The organism is Rhodococcus sp. ZPP, assembly GCF_017656075.1.
In the GTDB taxonomy this organism is placed as follows: domain Bacteria; phylum Actinomycetota; class Actinomycetes; order Mycobacteriales; family Mycobacteriaceae; genus Rhodococcus_F; species Rhodococcus_F oxybenzonivorans.
Genome location: NZ_CP058638.1, coordinates 3,112,595 through 3,137,315, shown reverse-complemented (window position 1 = coordinate 3,137,315; position 24,721 = coordinate 3,112,595). Strand labels below are relative to the sequence as shown.

General features: G+C 65.4%; 20 protein-coding genes. 6 read left to right on the top strand and 14 right to left on the bottom strand.

Annotated elements, in window-relative coordinates; genetic code table 11:
• Positions 1 to 3: 3 nt before the first annotated feature.
• Positions 4 to 993 carry a helix-turn-helix domain-containing protein gene (locus HYG77_RS14970; RefSeq protein ID WP_208963097.1) on the bottom strand — a complete coding sequence of 330 codons (990 nt, stop codon included), beginning with the start codon at positions 991 to 993 and terminating at the stop codon, positions 4 to 6.
• Between the two features lie 141 nt (positions 994 to 1,134).
• On the opposite strand from HYG77_RS14970, the gene HYG77_RS14965 reads away from it, so the two are divergent.
• Positions 1,135 to 1,773, top strand: coding sequence for an isochorismatase family protein (locus HYG77_RS14965; protein ID WP_208963096.1), 639 nt, complete (start codon positions 1,135 to 1,137; stop codon positions 1,771 to 1,773).
• A 44-nt stretch (positions 1,774 to 1,817) separates the two neighbouring features.
• Here the strand turns inward: HYG77_RS14965 and HYG77_RS14960 are convergent, their stop codons facing one another.
• Together HYG77_RS14960 and HYG77_RS14955 are read right to left on the bottom strand one after the other, a co-directional pair.
• Positions 1,818 to 2,351: a helicase associated domain-containing protein gene (locus tag HYG77_RS14960; RefSeq protein ID WP_208963095.1), complete on the bottom strand. Its 534-nt coding sequence runs from the start codon at positions 2,349 to 2,351 to the stop codon at positions 1,818 to 1,820.
• Positions 2,352 to 2,666: 315 nt separating this feature from the next.
• A complete protein-coding gene (locus HYG77_RS14955) occupies positions 2,667 to 4,466 on the bottom strand; it encodes an alkyl sulfatase dimerization domain-containing protein (RefSeq protein ID WP_208963094.1) in 1,800 nt (599 codons plus the stop codon).
• Between the two features lie 432 nt (positions 4,467 to 4,898).
• Between HYG77_RS14955 and HYG77_RS14950 the strand changes: the two genes are divergently transcribed.
• Together HYG77_RS14950 and mddA are read left to right on the top strand one after the other, a co-directional pair.
• Positions 4,899 to 8,159 (top strand): protein kinase, encoded by a 3,261-nt coding sequence (locus HYG77_RS14950; protein WP_208963093.1) that lies wholly within the window; start codon positions 4,899 to 4,901, stop codon positions 8,157 to 8,159.
• Positions 8,160 to 8,295: 136 nt separating this feature from the next.
• Positions 8,296 to 9,078 carry a methanethiol S-methyltransferase gene (mddA, locus tag HYG77_RS14945; protein ID WP_109325639.1) on the top strand — a complete coding sequence of 261 codons (783 nt, stop codon included), beginning with the start codon at positions 8,296 to 8,298 and terminating at the stop codon, positions 9,076 to 9,078.
• 37 nt (positions 9,079 to 9,115) lie between these two features.
• Here mddA and HYG77_RS14940 read toward each other — a convergent pair whose 3' ends face one another.
• From HYG77_RS14940 to HYG77_RS14920, 5 genes are all read right to left on the bottom strand, one after another.
• Positions 9,116 to 9,922, bottom strand: coding sequence for an ATP-binding cassette domain-containing protein (locus HYG77_RS14940; protein WP_109325640.1), 807 nt, complete (start codon positions 9,920 to 9,922; stop codon positions 9,116 to 9,118).
• A gap of 108 nt (positions 9,923 to 10,030) precedes the next feature.
• Positions 10,031 to 10,807 (bottom strand): enoyl-CoA hydratase, encoded by a 777-nt coding sequence (locus HYG77_RS14935; RefSeq protein ID WP_208963092.1) that lies wholly within the window; start codon positions 10,805 to 10,807, stop codon positions 10,031 to 10,033.
• Positions 10,804 to 11,700, bottom strand: coding sequence for a 3-hydroxyisobutyrate dehydrogenase (mmsB, locus tag HYG77_RS14930; protein ID WP_208963091.1), 897 nt, complete (start codon positions 11,698 to 11,700; stop codon positions 10,804 to 10,806). The genes HYG77_RS14935 and mmsB overlap by 4 nt, the downstream gene beginning before the upstream one ends.
• A complete protein-coding gene (locus tag HYG77_RS14925) occupies positions 11,697 to 12,818 on the bottom strand; it encodes an enoyl-CoA hydratase/isomerase family protein (RefSeq protein ID WP_208963388.1) in 1,122 nt (373 codons plus the stop codon). Before HYG77_RS14925 ends, mmsB begins: the two co-directional genes overlap by 4 nt.
• Positions 12,819 to 12,823: 5 nt before the next feature.
• Positions 12,824 to 13,975, bottom strand: coding sequence for an isobutyryl-CoA dehydrogenase (locus tag HYG77_RS14920; protein ID WP_208963090.1), 1,152 nt, complete (start codon positions 13,973 to 13,975; stop codon positions 12,824 to 12,826).
• 228 nt (positions 13,976 to 14,203) lie between these two features.
• Here HYG77_RS14920 and HYG77_RS14915 point away from each other — a divergent pair, with 228 nt between their 5' ends.
• Both HYG77_RS14915 and HYG77_RS14910 read left to right on the top strand, forming a co-directional pair.
• On the top strand, positions 14,204 to 14,746 hold the full coding sequence (locus HYG77_RS14915; RefSeq protein WP_109325649.1) for a MarR family transcriptional regulator: 543 nt from the start codon (positions 14,204 to 14,206) through the stop codon (positions 14,744 to 14,746).
• Positions 14,733 to 15,758 carry a LysR family transcriptional regulator gene (locus HYG77_RS14910; protein ID WP_109325650.1) on the top strand — a complete coding sequence of 342 codons (1,026 nt, stop codon included), beginning with the start codon at positions 14,733 to 14,735 and terminating at the stop codon, positions 15,756 to 15,758. Before HYG77_RS14915 ends, HYG77_RS14910 begins: the two co-directional genes overlap by 14 nt.
• Positions 15,759 to 15,856: 98 nt before the next feature.
• On the opposite strand, the gene HYG77_RS14905 is transcribed toward HYG77_RS14910, so the two are convergent.
• The gene (locus HYG77_RS14905) at positions 15,857 to 17,071 is read right to left on the bottom strand and encodes a CoA transferase (protein WP_208963089.1); all 1,215 of its coding nucleotides are present in this window, start codon (positions 17,069 to 17,071) and stop codon (positions 15,857 to 15,859) included.
• Between the two features lie 36 nt (positions 17,072 to 17,107).
• On the bottom strand, positions 17,108 to 18,610 hold the full coding sequence (locus HYG77_RS14900) for an aldehyde dehydrogenase family protein (protein ID WP_208963088.1): 1,503 nt from the start codon (positions 18,608 to 18,610) through the stop codon (positions 17,108 to 17,110).
• Between the two features lie 605 nt (positions 18,611 to 19,215).
• Between HYG77_RS14900 and HYG77_RS14895 the strand changes: the two genes are divergently transcribed.
• Positions 19,216 to 20,910, top strand: a complete 1,695-nt coding sequence (locus HYG77_RS14895; protein ID WP_244461322.1) for an alpha/beta fold hydrolase — start codon at positions 19,216 to 19,218, stop codon at positions 20,908 to 20,910.
• On the opposite strand, the gene HYG77_RS14890 is transcribed toward HYG77_RS14895, so the two are convergent.
• From HYG77_RS14890 to HYG77_RS14875, 4 genes are read right to left on the bottom strand one after another with little or no spacing between them, the layout of a single operon-like run.
• Positions 20,874 to 22,394 (bottom strand): bifunctional 3-(3-hydroxy-phenyl)propionate/3-hydroxycinnamic acid hydroxylase, encoded by a 1,521-nt coding sequence (locus tag HYG77_RS14890; protein WP_208963087.1) that lies wholly within the window; start codon positions 22,392 to 22,394, stop codon positions 20,874 to 20,876. The genes HYG77_RS14895 and HYG77_RS14890 overlap by 37 nt on opposite strands.
• Complete coding sequence (locus HYG77_RS14885) at positions 22,391 to 22,546, bottom strand: hypothetical protein (protein ID WP_208963086.1); 156 nt, start codon at positions 22,544 to 22,546, stop codon at positions 22,391 to 22,393. Before HYG77_RS14885 ends, HYG77_RS14890 begins: the two co-directional genes overlap by 4 nt.
• Positions 22,543 to 23,484, bottom strand: a complete 942-nt coding sequence (locus tag HYG77_RS14880; RefSeq protein ID WP_208963085.1) for a fumarylacetoacetate hydrolase family protein — start codon at positions 23,482 to 23,484, stop codon at positions 22,543 to 22,545. The genes HYG77_RS14885 and HYG77_RS14880 overlap by 4 nt, the downstream gene beginning before the upstream one ends.
• Positions 23,481 to 24,614, bottom strand: a complete 1,134-nt coding sequence (locus tag HYG77_RS14875) for a VOC family protein (RefSeq protein ID WP_208963084.1) — start codon at positions 24,612 to 24,614, stop codon at positions 23,481 to 23,483. The genes HYG77_RS14880 and HYG77_RS14875 overlap by 4 nt, the downstream gene beginning before the upstream one ends.
• Positions 24,615 to 24,721 lie beyond the last annotated feature (107 nt).

The following is a 24,721-nucleotide window of genomic DNA, read 5'->3' as shown; positions in this document are numbered from 1 at the left end:
AGGTCAGATCTGGTGTCCCTTCGGTGTCGTGTCGGCAATGCTGCCGCGCTGGTCCGCGAATTGCCGCCGGTACGCGGAGGGGGAAATCGCGAACGCTGCGCCGAATCTCTGCCGAAGGGTGACGCTGCTCCCGAAGCCGCATTTCCCGGCGATGGAGTCGATTCCCCAGTCGGTTGTTTCGAGCAGTGCCCGAGCTTCTTGCAGGCGGTGTTCGAGTATCCAGCGTGCTGGTGTCGTTCCGGTGGATTGCTGGAAGTGGCGTACGAAGCTGCGTCTGCTCATCCGTGCCTGATCGGCGAGTCGGTCCACGGTGAGCGACTCGTCGAGATGGCCGAGTGCCCACTCCTGCACTTCGGCCATGGTCGTGTCGGATACCGGCTGAGCCAGGGGGCGATCGATGTACTGTGCCTGCCCTCCTTCCCGGTGAGGGGCGACGACCAGGCTGCGGGCGATCCGGGTAGCGACGGCAGACCCGAGGTGTTTGCGAACCAGATGTAGGCAGGCGTCGATCGCCGAGGCCGTCCCCGCCGAGGTGAGGACATCACCGTGATCGATGTAGAGCACCGAGGAGTCGACCTTGCTGCCGATGCTGCGTTCAGCGAGTAGCGGCATCACCTCCCAGTGCGTGACCGCGGAACGTCCCCCGAGCAGGCCGGTGTCGGCGAGAGCGAAAGCGCCCAGGCACAGGCCGACAATGGCAGCACCGCGGGCATGTGCGGTCGTGATCGCAGTCTTCAACTCGTCGTTGACCGGTGTGAGGGACTGAGGCCAGGAGGGAATGACGACGATGTCGGCCCACTCGACGGTGTCCGGCCCTGCCACCTCGCCGATCGGATATCCCTCGATGGTGCGAACGGTTCCTGCACGATCCGACCACAGTCGCGTCTGCCAGTCCGGTGCAAGCCCGAGGCGGCCCACCTCGCCGAACACCATCAGCGGTGCCGCCAGGTGAAACATCGTGATGTCGTCGAACGCGTAGACAGCGACACGCATGATGCCTCCGAGGTTGGCCTAATTCCATCGAAAGTATGCATCCATGCCACTCGTAGTGGAAACCGATGTGCCGAACACTGGGACGGGTCGCGTCCACACCATGGCGGCGCGACGCCATCAACGAAGCTGAAGGAGCAACTGATGACTGCACCCCGCCGTGCCCTTGTCGTCGTCGATGTCCAGCAGGAGTACTTCGAGGGACCACTCGAGATCCAGTACCCACCGCGTGCGGAGTCACTCGCCAACATCGTGAACGCTGTGGAGACTGCCACCGCCCGTGACATTCCGGTTCTCGTTGTCCAGCATCACATGCCGCAGGGCGCCCCCGTTTTCGTCGAGGGCACGAAGGGGTGGTCGCTTCATCCGGAGATCGAACGGCGCATCCAGCCGGCTACCAAGCAGGTGCACAAGCAGTACGGGAGCGTGTTCGCCGGTACGGATGTGGCGCAATGGCTACACGCGCACAACATCGACACCATCACGATCGTCGGATACATGACCAACAATTGCGACCTCGCCACAGCGGTGGAGGCCGAAGGGCTCGGGTTCGCCACCGAAATCCTGTCCGACGCCACGGGTGCCATCAATCTGGCCAACGAGGCCGGCACGATCTCCGCGCAGTCCCTGCACACGGCTCTGATGGTGTTGCTGCAGTCGAACTTCGCCGCAGTGTCGACCACTGCGCAGTGGATCGAAGCGCTGACGTCGGACTCGACGCTGCCCAAAAGCAACCTGGTGCAATCGGCCATCGACGGACGCTCGGCGGTCGCCCTCGCCTGACGGGAGTGACAGGCCAACGTGCGTGCGGCCAGCCGGATTGGTGCTCAGATCCGCGCTGGTGGCCGCCGGCCAGGGTGACGGACCGCCGATCCGGTGCGCTGGGCCGATGTGCGCGGCCCCCGCGGGCGCGGACTGGGGGAGACCCCGAGAACGGCGAGCGGGCCACGCTCGTCGTCCGGGAGTGCGTCGGCCCGCCACTTCTTCACCGCCCGATAGAGCCACTGACCGACCTGCTCCCCGTCCGCCGTGACGTAGTTCGCGGGAACCAGTGCGTTCCCATGCTCTTCGCGGTACGCGGCGATTTCGGTGAGCATTCGCCGCCGCTTGCCGTCGATCCGGGACACGGTAGGCAGTGGGGTATCGTCGTCGCTCCACACGAACCCGATCGCATCGAGTTCCGCAATGCGGTGCGGTGGCAGGGTGCCGAGCATGTGCGCCACCCTCTGGCGGTGTTGCCAACGACCGAGGTGGAACCCGCTTTCGGTGACGTAGTCGGCCGGGATCGCGGTGTGGGGGTGTTGGCGGCGGAAGTCGGCGTAGAGCTGCACAGGGGAGGAGGCGGGCTGGTTCGCTGGCATCGGAATCGCACCCTTCCGGAGGCTCTCACACGTAATCGGGATTGTCATCACGTCAAGTATGTCCACCAGTTGGACGATGCAGCAAGACAGTTGGCCCCGTTGTTCGCTGTGTCGGTGAGGATCGGTGTCGGGTCGCGTGGGCACTACCACCGAACCGCAAGCCTTCCGAACCGGGCGCGTGGGTGACCGACCGATCCGCACCTTCACCTGGTGAGCAAGCGCCACAGGAGAATTAGGTGCTCGAACGGTATGCCGCGGCCCGGCGAGGACTTTCGCCGGGCGCTTCAGGCAATCGATCGGTGGTACTCGACGCGATCACGGGGTGACGATGGTGAATGCCGGGTCGGGGGCGTCGGTCAGTTCGACGATCCTGGTGATGGCGGTCGCGTCGCCGTCCATAGTGATGGTGTCGGTTCCGGATCCGGCCAGCAGGCCGAGCAACTGTGGCTTCGTCAGCTTCACCACGAGGTCGGCCGGATCGGACCGCTTTGTCGGGTAGTGGATCAACACGCCGTTCGACAACTCCATGCGGTAGGTCTCGTCCACGTCGGTGAAGTGCCAGCGGATCGTCGCCGACACATCCCAGGCCCGCGGACCGTCGATGCGGATCGCGATGCTGTCGAAGATCTGCGTGATGGTGAGCGCGGTAGCCATGCCCGCCGCACTGACCTCGGCTGGATGTGGCGGCCCATCGACCTCGCTTGCGCCGACGAGGAAGTTGTTCCGCCACGTCGCGCACTCGGAGCCGTAGCCGAGTCGGGTCAGCACGTCGGTGAGCACTTCTTTGGCACCGGCGTGATTCGGCTCGGCGAACACCGCATGGCTCGCGAGTTCGGCGGCGAAACGCAGATCACCTTCGTCAGCGAACTCCCTGGCCCTCGCAACGGCGGCATCGATTCCACCGATCGCACGGACGTAGCGGGCGCCTGCCGCCTCCGGGGGGTGCTGCCACAGGTGCGCCGGGTTGCCGTCGTACCAACCGAGGTAGCGCTGATAGATCGCCTTCACATTGTGGCTGACCGAGCCGTAGTAGCCGTGGGTGTGCCACGCGGCGTCCAGAGCGGGCGGCATCGGAAAGTCTTCAGCGATTTCGGTGCCCACCTGCCCCTGGTTGAGGCGGCGCAGCGTTTGATCATGAAGGTAGGCATAGAGGTCGCGCTGTTCGGTGAGGTACCCGATCAGCTCGTCGGTACCCCAGGTCGGCCAGTGGTGCGAGGCGAAGGCGACGTCCGAGTCGTATGCGAACATCTCGATCGACTCGGTGAGGTACCGCGACCAGTTGCGTGCGTCGCGCACCTCCGCGCCCCGCAACGTCAACAGATTGTGCAGATTGTGGGTCGCGTTCTCCGCCAAGCAGAGCGCGCGATGGTCGGGGAAGAAGAAGTTCATCTCCGACGGGGCCTCGGTTCCCGGCGTCACCTGGAACACCATGCGGACGCCGTCGAGCGTCTCCTCCTGCCCCGTGTGGGTGATATCGAGCGTGGGTGCGAGCAGTCCCACGGTTCCGTTCGATGTGCTGGGCCCGAGGCCCGCCCCCAGGGTGCCGGTCGCGCCGACGGGCAGCACGATTCCGGTGTGGAACATGCCGCGCCGCAGCATCGCACCGCCCGCGTAGACGTTCTCTGAGACCGCGTGCTCCAAGAAATGTTCGGGGGCGACGATCGGCACGGTGGTGTCGGCGTCGACGACACCGAGTACGCCACCGAAGTGGTCGATGTGAGAGTGGGTGTAGATGACAGCGGTCACCGGGCGGTCGCCACGATGCGCGCGATACAGCGCGAGCCCGGCCGCGGCGCACTCGGCAGAGACCAACGGGTCGATCACAACCACCCCGGTCTCGCCCTCGACGAGCGTCATGTTCGACAGGTCGTAGCCACGGATCTGATAGATCCCCGCGGTGACCTCGAACAGTCCGTGGATCGCAGTCAACTGTGCTTGGCGCCAGAGGCTCGGGTTCACCGTGTCGGGACAGTCACCGGTGGTCGCCGCGGCAAAGCCCTCGGCGTCGTACACCACCCGGCCGTCATCGGCGCGGACCTGCGCAGGTTCGAGCACGGCGACAAGACCACGGTTGGCATTGTCGAAATCGGTGCGATCGGCGAAATCGGCGGACATCGGCACTCCTCGCAAAAAGGGTTGTGGTGGGTTCCGCACCCACGGCCCCCAGTCTTCTGATTCGACGGCGCCCCTGGCATCACCCTTCCCAGGTGAAGTCGACGAGACCTGACTGCCACGAAGAACGCTGACGTGGGTCAGTGCCTTCACATGCGGCGATCCCGGAGGTAGCGCGCACGTTAGCGAGCATGGTCAGTTCGTAAGGGGTCTGGTCCGGTCGGTCACAGTGCCATGTTCCCGCCAGTCTTGGCTCTGCGCAGCCAGATTGGTTCGCCGGTGACGAGCGTGGTGGTTCGAGCGCGCATCGTTCGTCATCGCAGCTCATCACTTTCGGTATCGGATTCGACCGCGGTGAGGCCGCCTGGCGATATCCTTAGGTGTTACTCGAGAGGTTCTCGGGCAGGTCGACGTGCACCGTGAAGAGATGTGTCGATGAATAACGTGGATCCATTCGCGACCCAACGCGACGTGTCCGGTGCGGTCACGGCGGAGCTCGCGGCGGCGGGGTTCGAGGATGCTGTCGAGATCGGTCGTGGCGGGTTCGGGATCGTGTACCGGTGCACGCAGGCCTCGCTCGAACGTTCGGTGGCTGTCAAAGTCCTGACTGCCGATCTCGACCAGGAAAACCGGGAACGGTTCATGCGAGAGCAACGGGCGGCGGGCCGGTTGACCGGTCATCCCAACATCGTCAACATTCTCCATGCCGACGTCACCGGCAACGGTCGCCCCTTCATCGTGATGCCTTACTGCGCCCGGGGCTCCGTCGATGCCCGAATCCGGCGCCACGGCCCGCTTCCGCTGGCCGATGTGCTCCGGCTCGGGGTGAAGATGGCCGCTGCCTTGGACGCCGCCCACAAGGTCGGCATCCTCCATCGCGACATCAAGCCCGCGAACATACTGCTCACCGATTACGGCGAGCCGGCATTGACGGATTTCGGCATCGCACACATCACCGGCGGGTTCGAGACGACCACCGGGGTCGTCACCGGGTCACCGGCGTTCATCGCCCCCGAAGTCGTAGCCGGACGCCCTCCGAGCACGTCCGCGGACGTGTACGGGCTCGGCGCCACCCTGTTCGCGGCGCTCACCGGCCATGCCGCGTTCGAACGCCGCAGCGGCGAGCAATTGATGGCACACTTCGTGCGGATCACATCCGAGCCGGTACCGGACCCCCGCGAGCACGGCGTTCCCGAGGACGTCAGTGCAATCATCGAACAGACCATGGCCAGTGATCCCGAGACGCGCCCATCTGCCGCGGAGCTGAGTCAACATCTGCGCGAAGCCCAGTTACGGCATGGATTCGCGGTCGAGGATATCGCTCTGCACACCACCGAGTCGGGAGCCGCGACCGATGCCCCTCCCGAAAAAGGTGGTTGGCCTGTACCGTCGTGGTCGGCCGATTCGGGGCGAGGGGGTCAACTCCCGCTGGAGTTGACCAGCTTCGTCGACCGCCACACGGAGTTGACCGAGGCGAGGAACGCGTTGTCGAACGCGCGGCTGCTGACCCTGACCGGCACCGGTGGGGTCGGAAAGACCCGTCTTGCGCTCCGTATCGCCGGCAAGGTGCGCCGGGACTTCGCCGATGGCACCACCCTGGTGGAGCTCGGGGAGTTGCGTGACGAGTTGCTGTTGGCGGGGGTGGTGGCGAACGCGCTGGGATTACGTGACCAATCGGCGCGACCCATACCCGAGGTGCTCGTCGAGTTCCTCGCCGGGCGCGAACAGCTGCTGATGCTGGACAATTGTGAGCAACTGGTGTCCGCGGTCGCCAAGCTCACCGAGACCCTGCTTCGCACATGCCCGCGGCTGCGGATTCTCGCCACCAGTCGCGAACCACTCGGCATCAGCGGGGAAGCGGTGCTGCTTGTGCCACCGCTCGGCGTCCCGGATCCCGACGACCTATCGCGAGGGATGGCGGGCAACGACGCGATCACCTTGTTCGCCGAACGCGGAGCTACCGCGGCCCCGGGATTCGAGGTCACCGAGGACAACAAGACCACGATCGCTCGGATCTGCCAGCGATTGGACGGGCTCCCGTTACCGATCGAGCTCGCCGCCGCGCGGTTGCGGGCAATGACGCCGGAACAGATTCTGCAACGCTTGACCGACCGGTACGTACTGTTGACCCAGGGCAGTCGGGATGCGCCGTCGAGACAACAAACGCTCCGGATGTGCATCGACTGGAGCTACGACCTGTGTACACCGGCTGAGCAGCGGCTGTGGTCGCAGCTGTCGGTCTTCGCCGGTAGTTTCGACCTCGACGCCGCCGAACAAGTGTGCGGCGCAGATCTGCCCGCGCAGGAAATACTCGACACGGTGACCTACCTCGTCGACAAGTCGATTCTGATACGGGAGCCGGCCGGTGCCGAGATGCGGTTCCGCATGCTCGAGACCGTGCGCGATTACGGCCGAGAAAAGGCGCAGGAGAGCGGCGAGCATGCCGAACTGCGTCAGCGACACCGAAACTGGTGCGAGCGCCTGGTACTCGACACGGAATCGCAGTGGATCAGCTCCCGCGAGCTCGCGTTGATCACCGTACTCGTGCGGGAGCACCCGAATATTCGGGACGCATTGGAATCCTGTGTCTCCGAGAGCCCAGCCTCCGGACTCCGGATCGTGGCCGCCTTGTACCCATTCTGGCTTTCCCGGGGTTTGCTCAGCGAAGGCAGGCGATGGCTCGACCGACTCCTCGCCCGTCAACCGACCCAGCCGACCGTCGATCACGCCAAAGCACTTTACGTCGGCAGCATGATGACTGGCGTCCAGGGCGACCTGCAGGCGGCGGCGGCCCTGGTGGAGGATGCACACGAACTCGAGGCTCGGACACGAGATCCGTTGGTACGCGCACACATCGACAGTGCACTGGGCTACGCTGCCCTGTTCGGTGGACAACCTCTCGACGCACGTGCTTATCTCGAGAAGGCTGTCCGAACCTACGCCGGCCGTAACGATGTCGTCGAGGTTGTAGCGCTCGTCGGTCTCGGCTTGGCCGACGAGTTCCTCGGCGACACCGAACACGCCATCGAATGCTATGAGCGCGTTCTGGTGATCACCGATGCACGGGGTGAATCGGTGTTTCGGTCGTATTGCTTGTGGGGGCTGGCGGTCGCGGTATGGCGACGCGGTGAGCGTGAACGAGCGGTCCGACTACTCGAACAGGCACTGCGGGCCGACCTCGAGGTGAACGACCGGCTCAACGCCAGCTTCAGCCTGCAGGCGATGGCATGGATCGCCGCCGAGGACCAGAACGCGCGACGTGCGGTCGTGCTGCTGGCAGCCTCGGAAAAGCTCAGCCGGTCCGTGGGAAGTCCGATCGTCGTCTTGCCCAATATGAGCGAGTACCAGGAAGCGTGCGAACGCGCGACTCGACATGCTCTGAGCAAGGAGACCTTCGCCGCCGCTCATCGGGACGGGGCGGGTCTGAGTTTCGGTGACGCAATCGCCTACGCCTTGGGTGAGCAGCTGCCGGCTGAACCTCCACCTTCCGCTCTTGCCGCACACCTGACGAAGCGCGAGCGGGAGGTCGCCGAACTGATCGCCGAGGGACTGACGAATAAGGAGATCGCCACCCGGTTGGTGATCTCCCCTCGCACCGCTCAGGGGCACGTTGAACATATTCTGACCAAGTTGGAGTTCACCTCACGCACACAGATCGCGGCATGGGTTGTCGAACAACGCAGAGAGAATCTTTGAGCGCGCAATCCAAGATTCCGCTTGTCTTCAGACCTCCACAGGGTGCAGTGACTTTCACCCCAGGGTTCCTTGTTCCACTCCTCGCCCAATCGGAGACTTCGGTGCGTCGGAAAAATCCAGCGATCGGAGAAACACTATGGCCGAGATGGTCGAAAAGCCGCGAGCACCGCACACGCGGGGAGTCGCCCGCACCCTGATCACCGCATACGGAATGGTGGTCTACGCCATATTCCTGATCGTGTTCGTGTATGCGATCGGATGGGTCGAGGGGCTCGTCGTGCCTCACACGATCGACGATGGTCCCGACGCCCCCGTCGTGGTCGCCGTGGTCATCGACCTGGCGCTATTGACGGTCTTCGCCATGCAACATTCGGTGATGGCCAGGCCCTGGTTCAAGAGACGCTGGACGAGGATCGTCCCACAGCCGATGGAGCGCTCGACATACGTATTGTTCGCCACGGCGGCGCTGGCGCTGCTGATGTGGCAGTGGCGTCCGCTGCCCGAGCAGATCTGGAACGTCGAGAACACTTCGGTCCGCGTCGCACTGTATGCGGTGTCGCTCGGCGGATGGGCTCTCGTACTGGCGGCAACGTTCGCCATCGATCACTTCGATCTGTTCGGGTTGCGCCAGGTCCTGCGGAATCAGAGCGGTAAGTCGGCTCTTCCCAGTGCCTTTCGGACGCCGATGCTGTACCGGGTGATCCGGCACCCGCTGTACGCGGGTTTCGTGATCGCGTTCTGGGTGGCGCCGACGATGTCCTGGGGCCGACTGTTGTTCGCTGTCGGGACCACCGGGTTCATCCTGGTGGCGGTGCGCTTCGAGGAGCATGACCTGGTGGATACGTTCGGCGACGACTATCGCACCTACCGCTCGCGGGTGCCGATGCTGGTCCCGCGGATCGGCTCCCGGGCGCGGTAGCGTCAGCGGCCGCCGGCGACGGCGATGTTCCAGCCACTCAGCCGACGGTTACGGGAACCCGTGTCTGCGCCACCCAGCGCCCGTGCTCGTTGGAGATGGTGATGGAGTGGTCGAAGCAGTCGCTGATGTTGGCGGTCGTGAGAACGTCCGATACCGGGCCCTGCGCGACGATGACACCTTCCCGCACGAGAACGGCATGTGTGGTCGTGGTGGGGATTTCCTCGAGGTGGTGCGTGACAAGAATGCTGGCGCGGTCGGGGTCCTGGGCGCGCAGATCGTCGAGCGAAGTCAAAAGCTGTTCGCGCGCCGCAAGATCGAGGCCCGTCGCCGGCTCGTCGAGCAGTAAGAGTTCGGGCTCGGCCATGAGGGCGCGGGCGATCAGGGCGCGGCCGCGCTCACCCTGGGACAGGGTCGGCCACAGCAGATTCAACCGTGACCCCATCCCAAGGGCGTGGACGAGTTCCTCCGCGCGCATAACCTGCGCGTCGGTCGGTGCCCACCGCGGTGGAAACTCGGGGGTGTTGGTCAGGCCGGTGAGGACGACGTCCCGCACGGTCAGCGGCGCCCGGACCATATGGCGCGGATTCACGTGACCGATGTGCGCTCGTAATTCCCGCATGTCGACCCGGCCCAGCCGGTGACCGAGAACGTGGACGGTGCCGGCCGTGGGGTGCGCGGTTGCTCCGAGCAGCGAGAGCAACGTGCTCTTGCCTGCACCGTTGGCGCCCAACAATACCCAGTGTTCGCCGCGCCGGACCTGCAGAGTGACGTCGCGCAGGAGGAACCTACCGTCACGGACCAGGTCGACGGATTCGACCCTCACGACGGGAACGGAATTCTCCATTAGCTGTCACCTTTCCGCAGGATGGGTAAAACATAGGCGCTCCGCGCCCGTGAGTGGTTAACGAGTCTATGCACTCGCGGACCACGCACGGGCGGCGGAGCCGCCTCACTAGCGGTGTTTGAAGGCTGGTGGGCGTTTTTCGACGAACGCGGTCATGCCTTCTTTTTGGTCTTCGGTGGCGAAGGTGGAGTGGAAGACTCGTCGTTCGAACCGGATTCCTTCGGTGAGGGTGGTTTCGAAGGACCGGTTGACCGCTTCTTTCGCCATCATCGCGACCGGTAGCGACATGTCGGCGATGGTGGTCGCGGTCTGCAGGGCCTCGTCGAGTAGGTCCGCGGCGGGCACGATCCTCGAGACGAGTCCGGCGCGTTCGGCTTCCTCGGCGTCCATGTTCCGGCCGGTCAGACACAGTTCCATGGCCTTGGCCTTGCCGACCGCCCGGGTCAGCCGCTGCGAGCCGCCGATCCCGGGAATGACCCCGAGTTTGATCTCGGGTTGCCCGAACTTCGCGGTGTCGGCGGCGATCAGGATGTCGCAGAGCATCGCCAACTCGCATCCACCGCCGAGCGCGTACCCGGCGACCGCGGCGATCGTAGGCTTGCGGGCCGCGGCCACCTTGTCCCAGGCGGAGAAGAAGTCGTCGAGGTAGACGTCCATGTACGACTTGGGTTGCATCTCCTTGATGTCCGCGCCGGCGGCGAAGGCCCGATCCGATCCGGTGATCAGGATGGCCCCGATCTCCGGATCCTTCTCCAACTCCTCCACCGCCGACACGACCTCGCGCATCAGCTGTGAGTTCAGGGCGTTGAGCGCCTTCGGACGGTGCAGGGTGATGATCCCGACCCGGCCCTTACGGTCGAGCAGGATGGTCTCGAAGTCGGTCACTGGTCTCCCTTGGTAGAACGGTCGCGGATGTCGTTGATGATGGCCGAGAAGTCCTGACCACCACCACCGGCGGCGTGGAACCGGCTGTACAGTTCGGCGGCACGCAGCCCGAGGTCCGCCTCGACGCCGTTGGTCTTCAGCGCGTTCGCGGCGAGACCGAGATCCTTGTCCATCAGCGCGGCCGCGAAGCCGGGCTGGTAGTCGTTGTTGGCCGGGCTGGTCGGGACCGGTCCGGGCACCGGGCAGTTGGTGGTCAGCGCCCAGCACTGGCCGGACGCGTTGGACGCGACGTCGAACAGGGCCTGGTTGCTCAGTCCCAGCTTCTCGCCGAGGACGAATGCCTCGCTGATGGCGATCATCGACACCCCCAGAATCATGTTGTTGCAGATCTTCGCGGCCTGACCGTTCCCGGGGTTCCCGCAGTGCACAACCTTCTTGCCCATCACCTCGAGCAGCGGCCTCGCGGCCTCGAAGTCGTCCGCCGTGCCGCCGACCATGAACGCGAGCGTGCCCGCGGCCGCGCCCACGACGCCACCGGAGACGGGTGCGTCGACCGAGCGGTGCCCGGCGGTGACGGCCTCCTCGTGCGCCGCGCGGGCGTCCGCGACGTCGATGGTGGACGAATCGATGAACAGGGTGCCCGGCTTCGCGGCCGGCAAAATCTCCTTGTACAGGCCGAGGACGAGTTTGCCGTTCGGCAGCATCGTGATCACCACCTCCGCCTCGCGGACGGCGTCGACGGCCGACTCGGCGACGGTGACACCGTCTTTGGTGGCCTGCTCGAGGGCGGCGGGCGCGAGGTCGAAACCGACCACCGTGTGCCCCGCCTTGACGAGGTTGGCCGCCATCGGACCACCCATGTGGCCGAGTCCCAGAAATCCGATCGTGCTCATGATGCAGTCCCTCCTGGACGCGTGTCGCTGGTCGAAACCGCTGCCGGGACGGCTGCGGCTGTCGGGGCGGGGGTGGGTGGGGTGAGGCCGAGTTCGAGGTTCCCGAGCGCGGCGAAGAACGCGTCGACGTCCTCGTCGGTCACCTCGTCGATCGTGGCGGGTGACCACTGCGGGTTGCGGTCCTTGTCCACGACCTGCGCCCGGATGCCCTCGACGAGATCAGGGGAGCTCAGGCAGGCGACGGACACCCGGAACTCCTCGTTCAACACTTCCTCGAGGCTGCCCGCCGCCCGGGCCCGGCGCAACGACCGTAGGGTGACCGCGCACGCGGTCGGCGACTTCGACAGGATCTGCTCGGCCGCCTTCTGAGCCTCGGGCACCCCACTGCCGCGCAGGCGGGCGACGATCTCGGGAACACTGCCCGCGGAGTACGCGGCGTCGATCCACCCCTGCTGCGCCACCAACTCCGAGGGCGGGGCGGGTTCGGTGAACGCGGCCAGCGCGTCCTCCACCGTGGTGTCGGACAGCTTCTGAACGAACGCGTCGATCTTCTCCGAGGGGATGAAGTGGTCGGCGAACCCGCACGCGATCGCATCACCGGCACTGAGCCGGGCGGTGGTCAACGCGATGTGGGTGCCCAACTCCCCGGGGGTGCGGGCCAACAGGTAGGTGCCGCCGACGTCGGGGACGAACCCGATCCCGGTCTCGGGCATCCCGATCATCGACCGCTCGGTGACGATCCGGACGCTGCCGTGCGCGGAGACCCCGACGCCGCCGCCCATCACGATGCCGTCCATGATCGCCACATACGGCTTCCGGTAGTTCGCGATGGCCGCGTTCAGGATGTACTCGTCCCGCCAGAACTCCCGCGACCCGGTGCCGCCCTCCTTGGCGTCGTGGTAGATCGACACGATGTCCCCGCCCGCGCACAACCCCCGCTCACCGGCCCCGGTGAGCAGCACCGCCCGCACCCGATCATCATCGGACCATGCGGCCAACGCCGCCGCGATCTGCCCGACCATGCCGTGGTTGAGGGCGTTGATCGCCCTGGGCCGATTCAGCACGATCCGGCCCACACCATCCCGCGTGTCGACAATGACCTCAGATTCCGAATTCAGGTCGCTCACCCTGCCGCTCCTTTATTTCCGACGATGCTGCGGGCGATGACGACCCGCATGATCTCGTTGCTGCCCTCGAGGATCTGGTGCACCCGCAGATCCCGGACGATCTTCTCGATGCCGTACTCGGCCAGATAGCCATACCCGCCGTGCAGTTGCAGCGCCCGGTTGGCGACCTCGAAACCGGTGTCGGTGGCGAACCGCTTCGCCATCGCACACAGCTCCACCACCTCCGGAGCCCCCTCGTCGAGGGCGGCCGCGGCCCGCCACAACAGGGTGCGGGCCGCCTCGAGTTCGGTGCGCATGTCGGCGAGCTGGAACTGCAACGCCTGCGAGTCGAGCAGCGGCGCACCGAACGCCTTCCGGTCCGCGAGATACGCGACCGCCTTCTCCAGCGCCGCCTGCCCACCGCCGACCGAGCACGCCGCGATATTGAGCCGGCCCCCGTTCAAACCGGCCATCGCGATCCGGAAACCACCCCCCTCGCTGCCGAGGAGGTTCACTGCCGGCACCCGCACATCCTCGAAGATCACCTGCCGGGTCGGTTGGGCGTTCCAGCCCATCTTCACCTCGTTCGGCCCGAACGAGAGCCCCGCCGACTCCTTCGGAACGATGAACGCGGAAATCCCCTTCGGCCCGCTGTCTCCCGTGCGGGCCATCACCACATACACATCCGACGTCCCCGCCCCGGAAATGAACTGCTTGACCCCGTTCAGGACGTAAGCGTCACCGTCGCGGACCGCCCGGGTGCTCAACGCCGCCGCATCCGACCCGGCACCCGGCTCGGTCAGGCAGTAACTACCCAACTGATCCATCGCACACAACCCCGGCACGAACGCACGGCGCTGCTCCTCGGTGCCGAACCTGTCGATCATCCACGTCACCATGTTGTGGATCGAGATATACGCGGCGATCGACGGACACCCCCTCGCGAGCTGCTCGAAGATCCGGGCCGCGTCCACCCGGGTCAACTCCGAGCCACCCACATCCTCCCGGATGTAGATCCCGCCCATCCCCAACGACGCCGCCTTACGCAGCACATCCACCGGAAAATGCTTGGACTGATCCCACTCCACGGCAAACGGCGCCAAATGCTCGGCCGCGAAGTCACGGGCCGTCTCACTGATCGCCCGCTCGTCATCGGTCAAGGTAAACATACGATTCGACCCTTTCAGATCGGAGAAGTTGGAAGTACTATAGTTGGACATCCACGAACATTGCTAGTCCTCGTCCGGCACGGGCGGCGAAAAGCCGGATCCTCCGAGTGTGGGATGGGAAGTCGTCCCGGAGGTCGGAGTGCAGGGCAATTGGTCTCATTTGGGTCGATTGCCGGCCACTGGCGTGCAGTTCGTCGACTCGAGCATTGGTGAAAAAGGAGACCTTTCGTGACCGCTACGGAACCGGCAGCAACAGAGCAATCCTGTTCTGATGCAACGGAATTTTCGGGGACAGCACTGATCGCGGCGGTCCTGCAGACGCAGAAACTGATCGTTCGCAAGCTTGATGCCACCCTCAGTCCGTTCAAACTGTCCTTTCCTCGGTACGAGGTTCTGTCGCTGGTCGACGCGGCACCGAATGGAGTCATATCCACAGCGCTTCTGTGCCGCACCCTGGACCGGCATCCCACCACGATCACGTCCTTGATCGACGGACTCGAGCGCACCGGGTTGGTCACCCGTTCGACCAACCCCGTCGACCGACGCGAGACCCTCGTGACCATCACCGATCGTGGGCGGGCTGCGGCGGTGTCGGCCGCACGGGTCGTCGACGATGTCTCCGCCGTGGATCCTGAAGTGCTGCGTCGTCTGAGCATCGACCTGCACACGCTGCTTGTCGCAACTTCGCATACACAAGCACGGCAAGGCACCGCGCCGTCGGCTCACACTGCCGAGAGCGTTCGGGGGAACGGCCACGATGACCAGCGCTGACGGCCACGACGGTCGGCACGAGCAGGCATCGGAGAAGGGCAATGCCGAGGCCGCCCCGCCGGTCACGATCGATGCGAGAGGCATTCGATCCGATGACCTTCGGTATTTGCTCGCGGTCGCGCGGAGCGGACGCCGTCGATCGGCGGCAAAGGACCTGGGTGTCGACCACACCACTGTCTCGCGGCGTGTCAATGCACTGGAGAAGGCTCTAGGAGTTCGTCTGCTACAGCGCAGCGCGGACGGCTGGGAATTGACCGACGTCGGGCGATCCGTCGCAGAAAAGGCCCGGCTCATCGAGGAAGCAGTCCAGGAAACCGCGGATGTGGTCGCCGGTATCAGTGAAAATACGCTCCGCGGCACAATTCGCGTCACTGCACCGGACGGGTTCGGACCGATGTTCGTCGCCCCGGCCCTGGCTAAACTTCGCATGAACCACCCCAATCTCGTTGTGGAACTCATCACCGCAACAAGGCAACTGAATCTGCAACCGGCGGGATTCGATATTGCCGTCGCTGTCGGAACCCCGATCAGCAGTCGGCTTGTCTCGGAACGTATCTGCCAATACTCGCTAGGCCTGTACGCCAGCGAACAATATCTACGTGATCAGGGTGAACCCGCCACCATGGACGAGCTGACAGCCCACCCGCTGATCTTCTTCGTCGACTCCCTCTTGCAAGTGGGAGACCTCGACCTCGAGCGGCACCTGCCCGGCGTGACCGCTAAATTCATGTCCACGAACATCTTTGCCCACGTTTCGGCAACACGCGCCGGCGGCGGTATCGGTTTGCTTCCCGCATTCATGGCCGACCAGCATCCCGACCTTCGCCGGGTGATGGCCGACCTGGTCGACGTCCGCCTCTCCTTCTCCATCGCGGCGCGCAGGGCAAGCCTGACAAATCCGGCCGTGCAAGCAGTTCGACGCGTACTCCAAGAAGAGATCCTCAGCCGCCGAGACGAATTGCTCCCGGAACCGCGACACCCGAAGCCCGCAGGCCCCGACACATCGCAGTGACACGCGCCCCCTCGTGATCGGTGGCAGGGTGGGGCGCCGTATGGACGATGTTGCAGGACACTTTCTCCTGCAACGCCGCCCACCGACTACCGCATTTGTTACGCCCGCGTGGTGACCTCGGAGTCGAACTGGTCGACCAGACTGCCACTGCCGATCCAGTCGAGGATCTGCTCGGTGTGCTGACCGAGAACCGGAGGGGGAGCGTGCTGAGTACGGACCAATGACTGTCCGTCCGCGGTTTCCATTCGCAGCGAGGGACCCGGTAGTTGCACCGGCCCGACAACTGGGTGGTCGACCTCGAGGAGGAGTCCCTGGCTACGGGTTTGTTCCCATTCGTAGACCTCGTCGATGGTGCGGATCGATCCCGCAGGCACACCGGCTGTTTCGAGGGCGGCGAGGACTTCGGCCCTGGTGCGGTTGGTGAAGTCCGCTTCGATAGCGGCGATGAGCGTGTCGCGGTTGGCAACCCGGTCCCGGTTGACGGTGAACCGGGGGTCATCCGCCGACAGCCCGGCGACGGGAGCGAATTTCGCCCAGATCGCCTCACTGCCGACCGCGATCTGCACGTATCCGTCGCCGCACCGGAAGCTGCCGTACGGTGCGATCTGGGGGTGGTGGTTGCCGGACCGCTGCGCGACCTGTCCGCCGACCGTCCACTTGGTGCCCTGGAAGGTGTGGGCACTGACCGCCGCGGCCAGCAGCGACGTGCGCACCACCATGCCTTTGCCGGTCTTTTCCCGGGATGCCAGCGCCGCCGACACCCCCGCGGTTCCGTGCACGCCGGCGAGGACGTCCGCGATCGGCACCCCGATACGGGTGGGCTCGCCGTCCGGGGTTCCGGTCACGGACATCAGGCCGGCCTCGCCCTGGGCGATCTGGTCGTAGCCGGCGCGGGATCCTTCCGGGCCGTCGTGGCCGAATCCGGTGATCGACAACGTGATCAGCCGTGGATTGAGCTCCTCGAGCACGTCGGTCGGAAAGCCGAGGCGGTCGAAGGCTCCGGGCCGGAGGTTCTCGATCAGCACGTCCGCCCGCCGGATCAGCCTGCGCAGCGCCTCGCGCCCGTCCTCGCTCTTGAGGTCGAGGACGATCGATTCCTTGTTCCGGTTCGCCGACATGAAGTACGACGACTGCGGGTCGTCTTGCGGCCCGACGAACGGCGGTCCCCAGGTGCGGGAGTCGTCGCCGGTGCCGGGGGCTTCGACCTTGATCACCCGGGCCCCGAGATCGCCGAGCATCATGGCGGCGATCGGGCCGGCAAGCGCACGGGAAAGGTCGAGCACGAGGATGTCGTTCAGTGGTCCGACAGTCATGGAATTCCGTTCAGTCCAGAGTAAGGAAGCGAGGGGTCAGAGTGTGCGCAGGCGCACGTTGACCTGCTTGGTCTGGGTGAAACCGGCGATCATGCCCTCGAGTGACACCTCGCGGCCCAGGCCACTCTGCTTGTAGCCGCCGTAGGACTGACCCACCATCTGGCCGCCACCCTGGTTGACCTGCACCCACCCGGTTTCCAGGGCGTGGGCAGTGGACAGCGCCAAATCGAGATTGTGTGTCCAGACGTAGGCGGCGAGCCCGTAGTGCGAGTCGTTGGCCATCGCAACGACGTCGGCGTGGTCGGTCCACGGGATGGCGACGAGGGCGGGTCCGAAGATTTCCTCCCGGGACGGGCGCCAGGAGTTGTCGGCTCCGGAGAACACCGTCGGGCCCATGTAGTAGCCCTCGGATTTGCCGACCTTGTCGGGGGAGCCGTCGAGGACCGTCGAGACCTTGTTCGAGCTGAGGCCGTCGTCGAGGAAACCGCAGACCGACGCGAACTGTGCCTCGTTGATGATGGCGCCCATGTCCGTGGCCTCGTCCAACGGGTTGCCGACCTTCAGCCCGGCCAGGGTGGTGACGAGCCGGTCGAGGACGTTGTCGTAGATGTCCTGGTGCAGGAACAGCCGGGAGCCGGCGGTGCAGCTCTGGCCCTGCCTGTGTACGCGGGTCGAGAGCAGCAGCTGGTTGATGAAGTCGTCGTTGATATCGACGTCGGGAAAGACGATCGACGGGTTCTTACCGCCGAGTTCGAGGGAGACGTGTGCGAGGCGGCCACCCGCTTCACGGGCGACGCGTCGCCCGACCTCGGTGGAGCCGGTGAAGGAAACCTTGTCGACGTCCGGGTGCTGGACCAGCGCTTCGCCCGCCACAGAGCCCTTTCCAGTGATGACGTTGAGGACACCGGCCGGCAGGTGTTCGGCGCAGATCTCGGCGAGGAGCAGCACGCTCAGCGGGGCTGCTTCGGCGGCCTTGACCACGACGGTGTTGCCCGCGACGAGGGCAGCGGGGATCTTGAATCCGGCGATCATCAACGGGGAGTTCCAGGGCAGGATGCAGCCGATGACGCCGAGCGGCTCCTGGCGGGAGTACTGAAGCTGGTCATCCCCAGCGGGCAGGACCGTGCCCTTGATCTCGCCGGCGACACCGGCGAAGTAGCGGAACAGATTCGCCAGGGTCTGCACTTCGGGGCGGGCCTGAGTGCGCAGCGCGTTTCCGGTGTCGAGGGCGGTCAGCCGGGCGAGCTCCTCGGCGCGGGCGTCGATGGCGTCGGCGATCTTCGACAGAATCCGGGCGCGGGCGGTGAAGTGCTGAGACTTCCAACGCGGAAAGGCCTTGTGGGCAGCACGGACGGCCTTGTCGACGTCCTCGGCGCTCGAGGTCGGCACACGGCCGATCACGTGCTTCCGCAGAATAGGAGTGGTCACCTCACTCCACTGACCGTCGAGAGCTTCCACCCACGCCCCGTCGACGAACATCGGGTAGTCGCGGGCTTCGGGAATCTGAAGGTCCGCGAGGGAGGTCTGGGTGGAAGTCATATGGCGTCTCCTAGCTGTATCGTGCGCGGGCAGCATGAGCACGGTTCATGCGTCGGGCAGGACGTAAGTCAGTGAATCGCCGTCGAAAACTCCGATGGCGAGGGGTGATACATCTACGATGCGGTGCGAGTACGCGCGGGTCAATCACCAGATCCGCTACCCGGGTGCGCAAAAATGCGCCACCACTGCGCGCGGGCACCCGCACATCCGCAGGTGCCCGTCGGGTGACCGAGAGCGGGCCGAGCGTCGCAAGCATCGAAACGGGTACCGGAAACCGCACCTCGGTTCTTGTCGGTGATGGGCGATTCTTCCGGAATGCCCTTTTGCGGAGCGCGCAGTATTACTCGCCGCCGCATACTTACCCGTTCCCGGCGGTTTCATATATTCGTGACTTGCAACGCGAAAGAACCCGCTGTCGAACATTATTCGGGCACAGACTCGCCTCGAGTATTTATATTCGACACAAGTACCAACGGTGTCGAAATGATCTTGCTCGAAACTCTGGATTACGCGCGAGTAACCATTAAAGGTGTTTATGCTGCGGTCCACCATGGGACTTATCCCCGCCACGGGGTGCTGGTCCTGGTACAGACGAAGGAGAACCGTTGAGCAAGACAGCGGAGCCGAAGATCGCACTCGTGATACCCAACGCCACCCCCGAGGATGAGGACCGTGCCGGCGGGCGCGCACGGAACGCGCTGAACGCCGTGACGGGAGTCGTCGGGCAGGGCCGAGTGGTCCTCGAGGAGTCGCTTCGCCTCGGGCGCGAGCTGACGAAGATCACCGTGGGCCGCTCGGATGTAGGGCCGGCCGCGGGCGATCGGCGGTTCACCGATCAGGCCTGGACGAACAATCCGATCTACCGCCGTGTGCAACAGACCTACCTTGCATCCGTCGACGCGGTCGAAAGTGTCGTCGAAGACTTGGGCCGACGGGTCGATGACCGCCACGCGCGGGAAGCGGCGTTCGTATCGACCGTCCTCACCAGCGCGCTTGCACCGACGAACTACTTGCCCACCAACCCGGCGGCGGTGAAAGAGGCGTTCGACACCGGTGGGATGAGCCTGGTTCGTGGCGCCCGCAACTATGTGTCCGACCTGCGCCACAACGGTGGGATGCCGCGGATGATCGATCCCGACGCCTTCACGGTCGGCGTCGATCTCGCCGTGACGCCGGGTGCCGTCGTCGCCCGCGACGAGGTCGCCGAGGTGCTGCAGTACACGCCGACCACGGAGACCGTGTACGAGCGCCCCGTGCTCGTGGTGCCGCCGCCGATCGGCCGCTACTACTTCCTCGACCTGCGTCCCGGCCGCAGCTTCGTCGAGCACGCTGTGTCCCGCGGACTGCAGACGTTCATGCTCGCGTGGCGTAATCCGCAAGCAGAACAGGGTGACTGGGACCTCGACACGTACGCGCAACGTGTGTCGGACGCGATCGACGAGGTCCGGGAAATCACCGGCAGTGATGACGTCAACGTGATCGGTTTCTGCGCCGGCGGCCTCATCACCACCGCCCTGCTCAACCACCTCGCCGCCACCGGGGACACCCGCGTGCACAGCATGTCGTACGCCGTGACAATGCTCGACTTCGCGGACCCGGCCGGCCTCGCGGCGTTCTCGGGACCGAGACTGCTGCAGCTGGTGAAGGGGCGATCCCGGCGAAACGGCATCATCTCGGCACGCGACATGGGCAGCGCCTTCACGTGGATGCGCCCGAACGACCTCGTCTTCAACTACGTGGTCAACAACTACCTCATGGGACGGACGCCGCCGGCCTTCGACATCCTCTCCTGGAACGCCGACGGCACCAATCTGCCCGGAGCGCTGCACGTCCAGTTCCTCGACATCTTCGAGAACAACGCCCTTGCGACGCCGGGAGCGATGACCGCGCTCGGCACGCCCGTCGACCTCGGCAGGATCACCGTCCCCACCTTCGTCTCCGGCGCGATTGCCGACCACCTCACCTCCTGGAAGAACTGTTACCGCACAACCCAACTGCTGTCGGGCGACACCAAGTTCGTGCTCAGCTTCTCCGGACACATCGCCAGCCTCGTCAACCCGCCCGGCAACCCGAAGTCCCACTACTGGGAAGGCGGAGAGCCGGGACCCGATCCCGAGGCGTGGCTCGACGCGGCGACGAAGAAGACCGGCAGCTGGTGGGAATCCTGGGCCGATTGGGTCTCGGAACGGGCCGGCGAGCGCATCGCCGCGAGTACACGCCTGGGCAGCGACGAGCACACCGTCCTCGGCGACGCACCCGGTCTCTACGTGCGCGACCTGAAAGCCGGTATTCCCGTGTAAAGGGCGGCCAGGGATCGCCCGGCCTGCATGACGGTGCGGTCGGGTCGCACGATGGCCGCGATCGCGTGCCCGTCGGCGAGCCAGCGACCCAGGTCGGAGTTGGGCGGGGCGGGCACGACGACGGCGCCGCGGCGTTCGATCTCGTAACGCTGGCCGGCGGACGGCTCGATCGTGGTGACGAGCAGGAACCGTGCGGGCGTGCTGTCGTCGAGTCGACGGCCGTCACCGTCGAGAATTGGGTTGGGACACAGGTTTCCGGCCAGCCCCCATGCGGGCGCGGGCCGGTGGACGAATTCTGAGCGGCGCAGCGCTGGGGTGGTGCTGTCGGTGATCTTCGCGGCTACTCCCGGTATCCGTCCGGCCAAGGGAGCGAGGCGCCTTCGTACCACGTTACCGACGCGACCGCCCTCGGTCATTGCCCAGCCGATCGTAGTCGCGAGTCGGATCATGTGGTGGGCGTGAGGCTTCCGTTCCTGCTCATAGGTGTTCAGGCAGCTGTCGGGAAGGGTGCCGTCGAGGACGCCGGTGAGCTTCCAGGCCAAGTTCGCGGCGTCGCGAAGTCCGGCCCCCATCCCCTGTCCGACGAACGGGGGCGTCAGGTGCGCTGCGTCGCCGAGCAGGAAGACGCGGCGGTCGCGCCACCGGTCGGCGACCTGCGCCTTGAAGGTGTAGTCGGTGACCCGGACCAGTTCGAGGTCGGTATCAGGGACTTGCCGGGTCCAGGGAGCGATCAGGGGCCGCAGTGCCCCCAGGTCCTGGAAGTCCGCTGCGCTCTCCCCGGGCCGGAGCCGGAACTCCCACCGGTAGCGGTTGCCACCGATCCGCATGTACGTCGCGGCGCGGACCGGATCGCACACCTGATGAACACCTTCCCACTGGTGCAGGTCGGCGTCGGTGGCGATGTCGACGACAAGCCAGCGCTGCTCGAATCCGAGATCCTGCATGCGCGAGCCGATCGACGACCGGACCACACTGTTCGCGCCGTCGCAGCCGAGGACGTACCCGGCTCGAACGAAATGACGTTCACCGGTGAGGCGGTCGGTGAATGCCACTCGCGCACAGTCGCGTTCGTGTACTACCACGGTGACGGCACTGTTTTCGCGCAAGCGCACGGTGTCGTACCTGGCCAGCCCGGTGCGCAACAGCCGTTCGAATTCCGGTTGGTCGAACATGTTGGCCTGCGGGAAGCCGTGCGCGCTGCTTGCCGGGTCGCGACGAAACTCGGCCAGCGTTCTCGTCTCGCGGTCGACGAGCCGTAAACCCTGTGCCGGGCGGGAGATGCCGGCAAACTCCTCGGCCAGCCCGAGTCGGGCGACGATGCGGTAGACCTCATCGTCGAGGTGTACCGCCCGCGGCTGCGGATAGACGCCAATCCACCGGTCCAGCACCAGGACGTCGACGCCGTACTGCCCCAGCAGGGTGGCGGCGGTGATTCCCGTGGGTCCGGCTCCAACGATGACGACCGGGTAGTGCTCCACGCTCATGCCGTCACCTCCAGCCGCCAGACCAGTGGGTAGCGATCGAGCGCGGGTACGACGGCGGCACCAGCGGACGCGGCGACGGTGACGACCACCGAACCGTCCTCGACGATCGCGTCGATGTGGCCGATCCCGGTCACCGAGGCCAGGGCACTCACCGGGCGAACCTGACCACGGTCCGCTGGATCCCCAGGTCCAGGACACCGTCGTCCGTGGCGATCGACAGCTCCATGACATCGCCGTCCTGCAGGTAGTGGGGGTTCTTCGCCTGAGCCTTGAAGAAGAACTTCCACTTGACCGCAGGCGGCAGCAGCGAGCCGATGATCTCGACCGGCTTGGACGGCGCCTTCAGAGCGGTACCTCCGGGAGTGCCGGTGAGCAGCAGGTCTCCGGCATCGAGTCGCTGAAACTTGGTCAATGCCTGCAGCGCCTGCACCGGCCGGTAGATCATGTCTGACCCGACCGTCATGTTCTGCCGGACCTCGCCGTTGACGCGCAGCTGCAGTCGAAGATCATCGAATCGCTTGAAATCGCCCTCCTCCAACAGCACCAAAGCCGGGCCGACCGGGGTGAAGGTGGGATACGACTTCGCTTCGTAGAACTGCGTTTTCGGGAGCTGCACGTCCCTGGCCGACACGTCGTTCGCGATGACGAGACCGGCGACGAAGTCTGCAATGTTGTGCTCGTCGATCGAGGCACCCACCGGAACGGATCGGCCGAACACCAATCCCGCCTCGACCTCGTAGTCGAGGAACCGAACATGGTCGGGTTTGATCACGTCCGCGGACGGGCCACTGATCGAACCGGACGCCTTTCGGAAGAACGTCAGCGGGACGGTATCCGGGTTCATTCCCGAATCCTTCACGTGCGAGACGTAATTCGTCATCTGCGCCACTACTCGGCACGGGGCGGTGACCGGCGAGAGCAGCTCCAAGGTGTCGATCGGGACCGTGGCCGTGGCCGTGGCAGCGGCCTCGATCGCCGCCCGATCGGCGAGAAGTGCGGCCGTCGTGGTGGCAGCGGAGTCGACCGGGGCGGCGCCGCGCGGGGTCTGCACCCACCAGCCGTCGTGGGTGCGGAGGACGGAAATACTCATGAAGAAGCTACTTTCAACAGGCCACGAAGGCGTTGGAGGTCGAACTCGTTGTCTCCGCGGAGCGAAGAGATCATCGCGCGCAGTTCGCGCAGGGACTCCCGGCCGGGAGCGGTACCGAGAAAATCGCTGGTCGCCGGCGGGCCCCACTGCGCCAGACCGGAGACGCTCATCGGCGCCCAGCCAGGTTCGAGGGCGGCGTCGAACATGTCACCGTCACTGAAATGCTCGACCAGGAAACCGTCCGGGTCGCGCCAGTAATCGAAAATCTGGCTGCCCTGGATGTGACGGCCGATCCCCCACGAGCGACGGTAACCCCGCTCCCGCAGGTATTCGCCGCCTGCGGCCAAGGTGTCGAGGTCGCAGACCTGGTACGCCGAGTGCATGTAGCGATTGGACGGGCCGAGGGTGAGAGCCACGGTGTGATGATCGGCGGGAGTGTCGCCACGGTCGCAGCGGATAAAACTCATCACCGGCCCGCGCTGCCGCTGGCCGGGGTAGTACTGGAAATCGCTCACGACCATTCCCAGATGCTGCAGATACCAATTCAAAGTCTCGAGGTATGTGGTGCTCTGCAGCACCACGTGACCCAACCGCTGCACCGACGCCGGCTCCCGTGGTGGGCGCTGCGTCGCGTTAGTCCGTTCCGCCGTGCGTCCGACGTTGAGGGTGACCGGAGTCTGCGCGGGCAGTGCGGGTAACCGGCGCACGCCGGAGACCACGCGTACCGAACTCCCGTTCGGGTCGGCCAACTCGACGACGATGCCGCCCAGGCTTTCGGGCAGCCGGTCGACACGACGGCTGGTGGCCTCGGCCAGGTGCAGCACGTCCGCGTCATCGGCGGCGAGGAACGCCGCTCCCAGGAATCGGGAACGGGGGCCCTTCTTAATGATCACGCACGGCGTTCCAGCGTCGGTTCCCCGTAGCTGCAGTTCATCTCGGGTCCGTGAGGCGGTGGTGAATCCGAAGGCGTGAGCGAACATTTCGGCCCGGTCGAGGTCGGGTTTCGCGAATTCCAGCCACGCGAGATCGTGCACCTTGACGATCGGGTTCGGCGCCCGGCCGGGGTGTTCACCGCGCCGTGCGCCCTGTTCGCTGTGCAGATCGGCGTGAGCGTCGATGTGTCTATTCATGAGCTCTCCTCAAGTGAATGACGATATCGTCACTCATGAGTAGACCGTCAGTCAAGGATCCTGACGAAATCATCATTTCTGAGCGTCGGTGTTATCGTGGGCGGGTC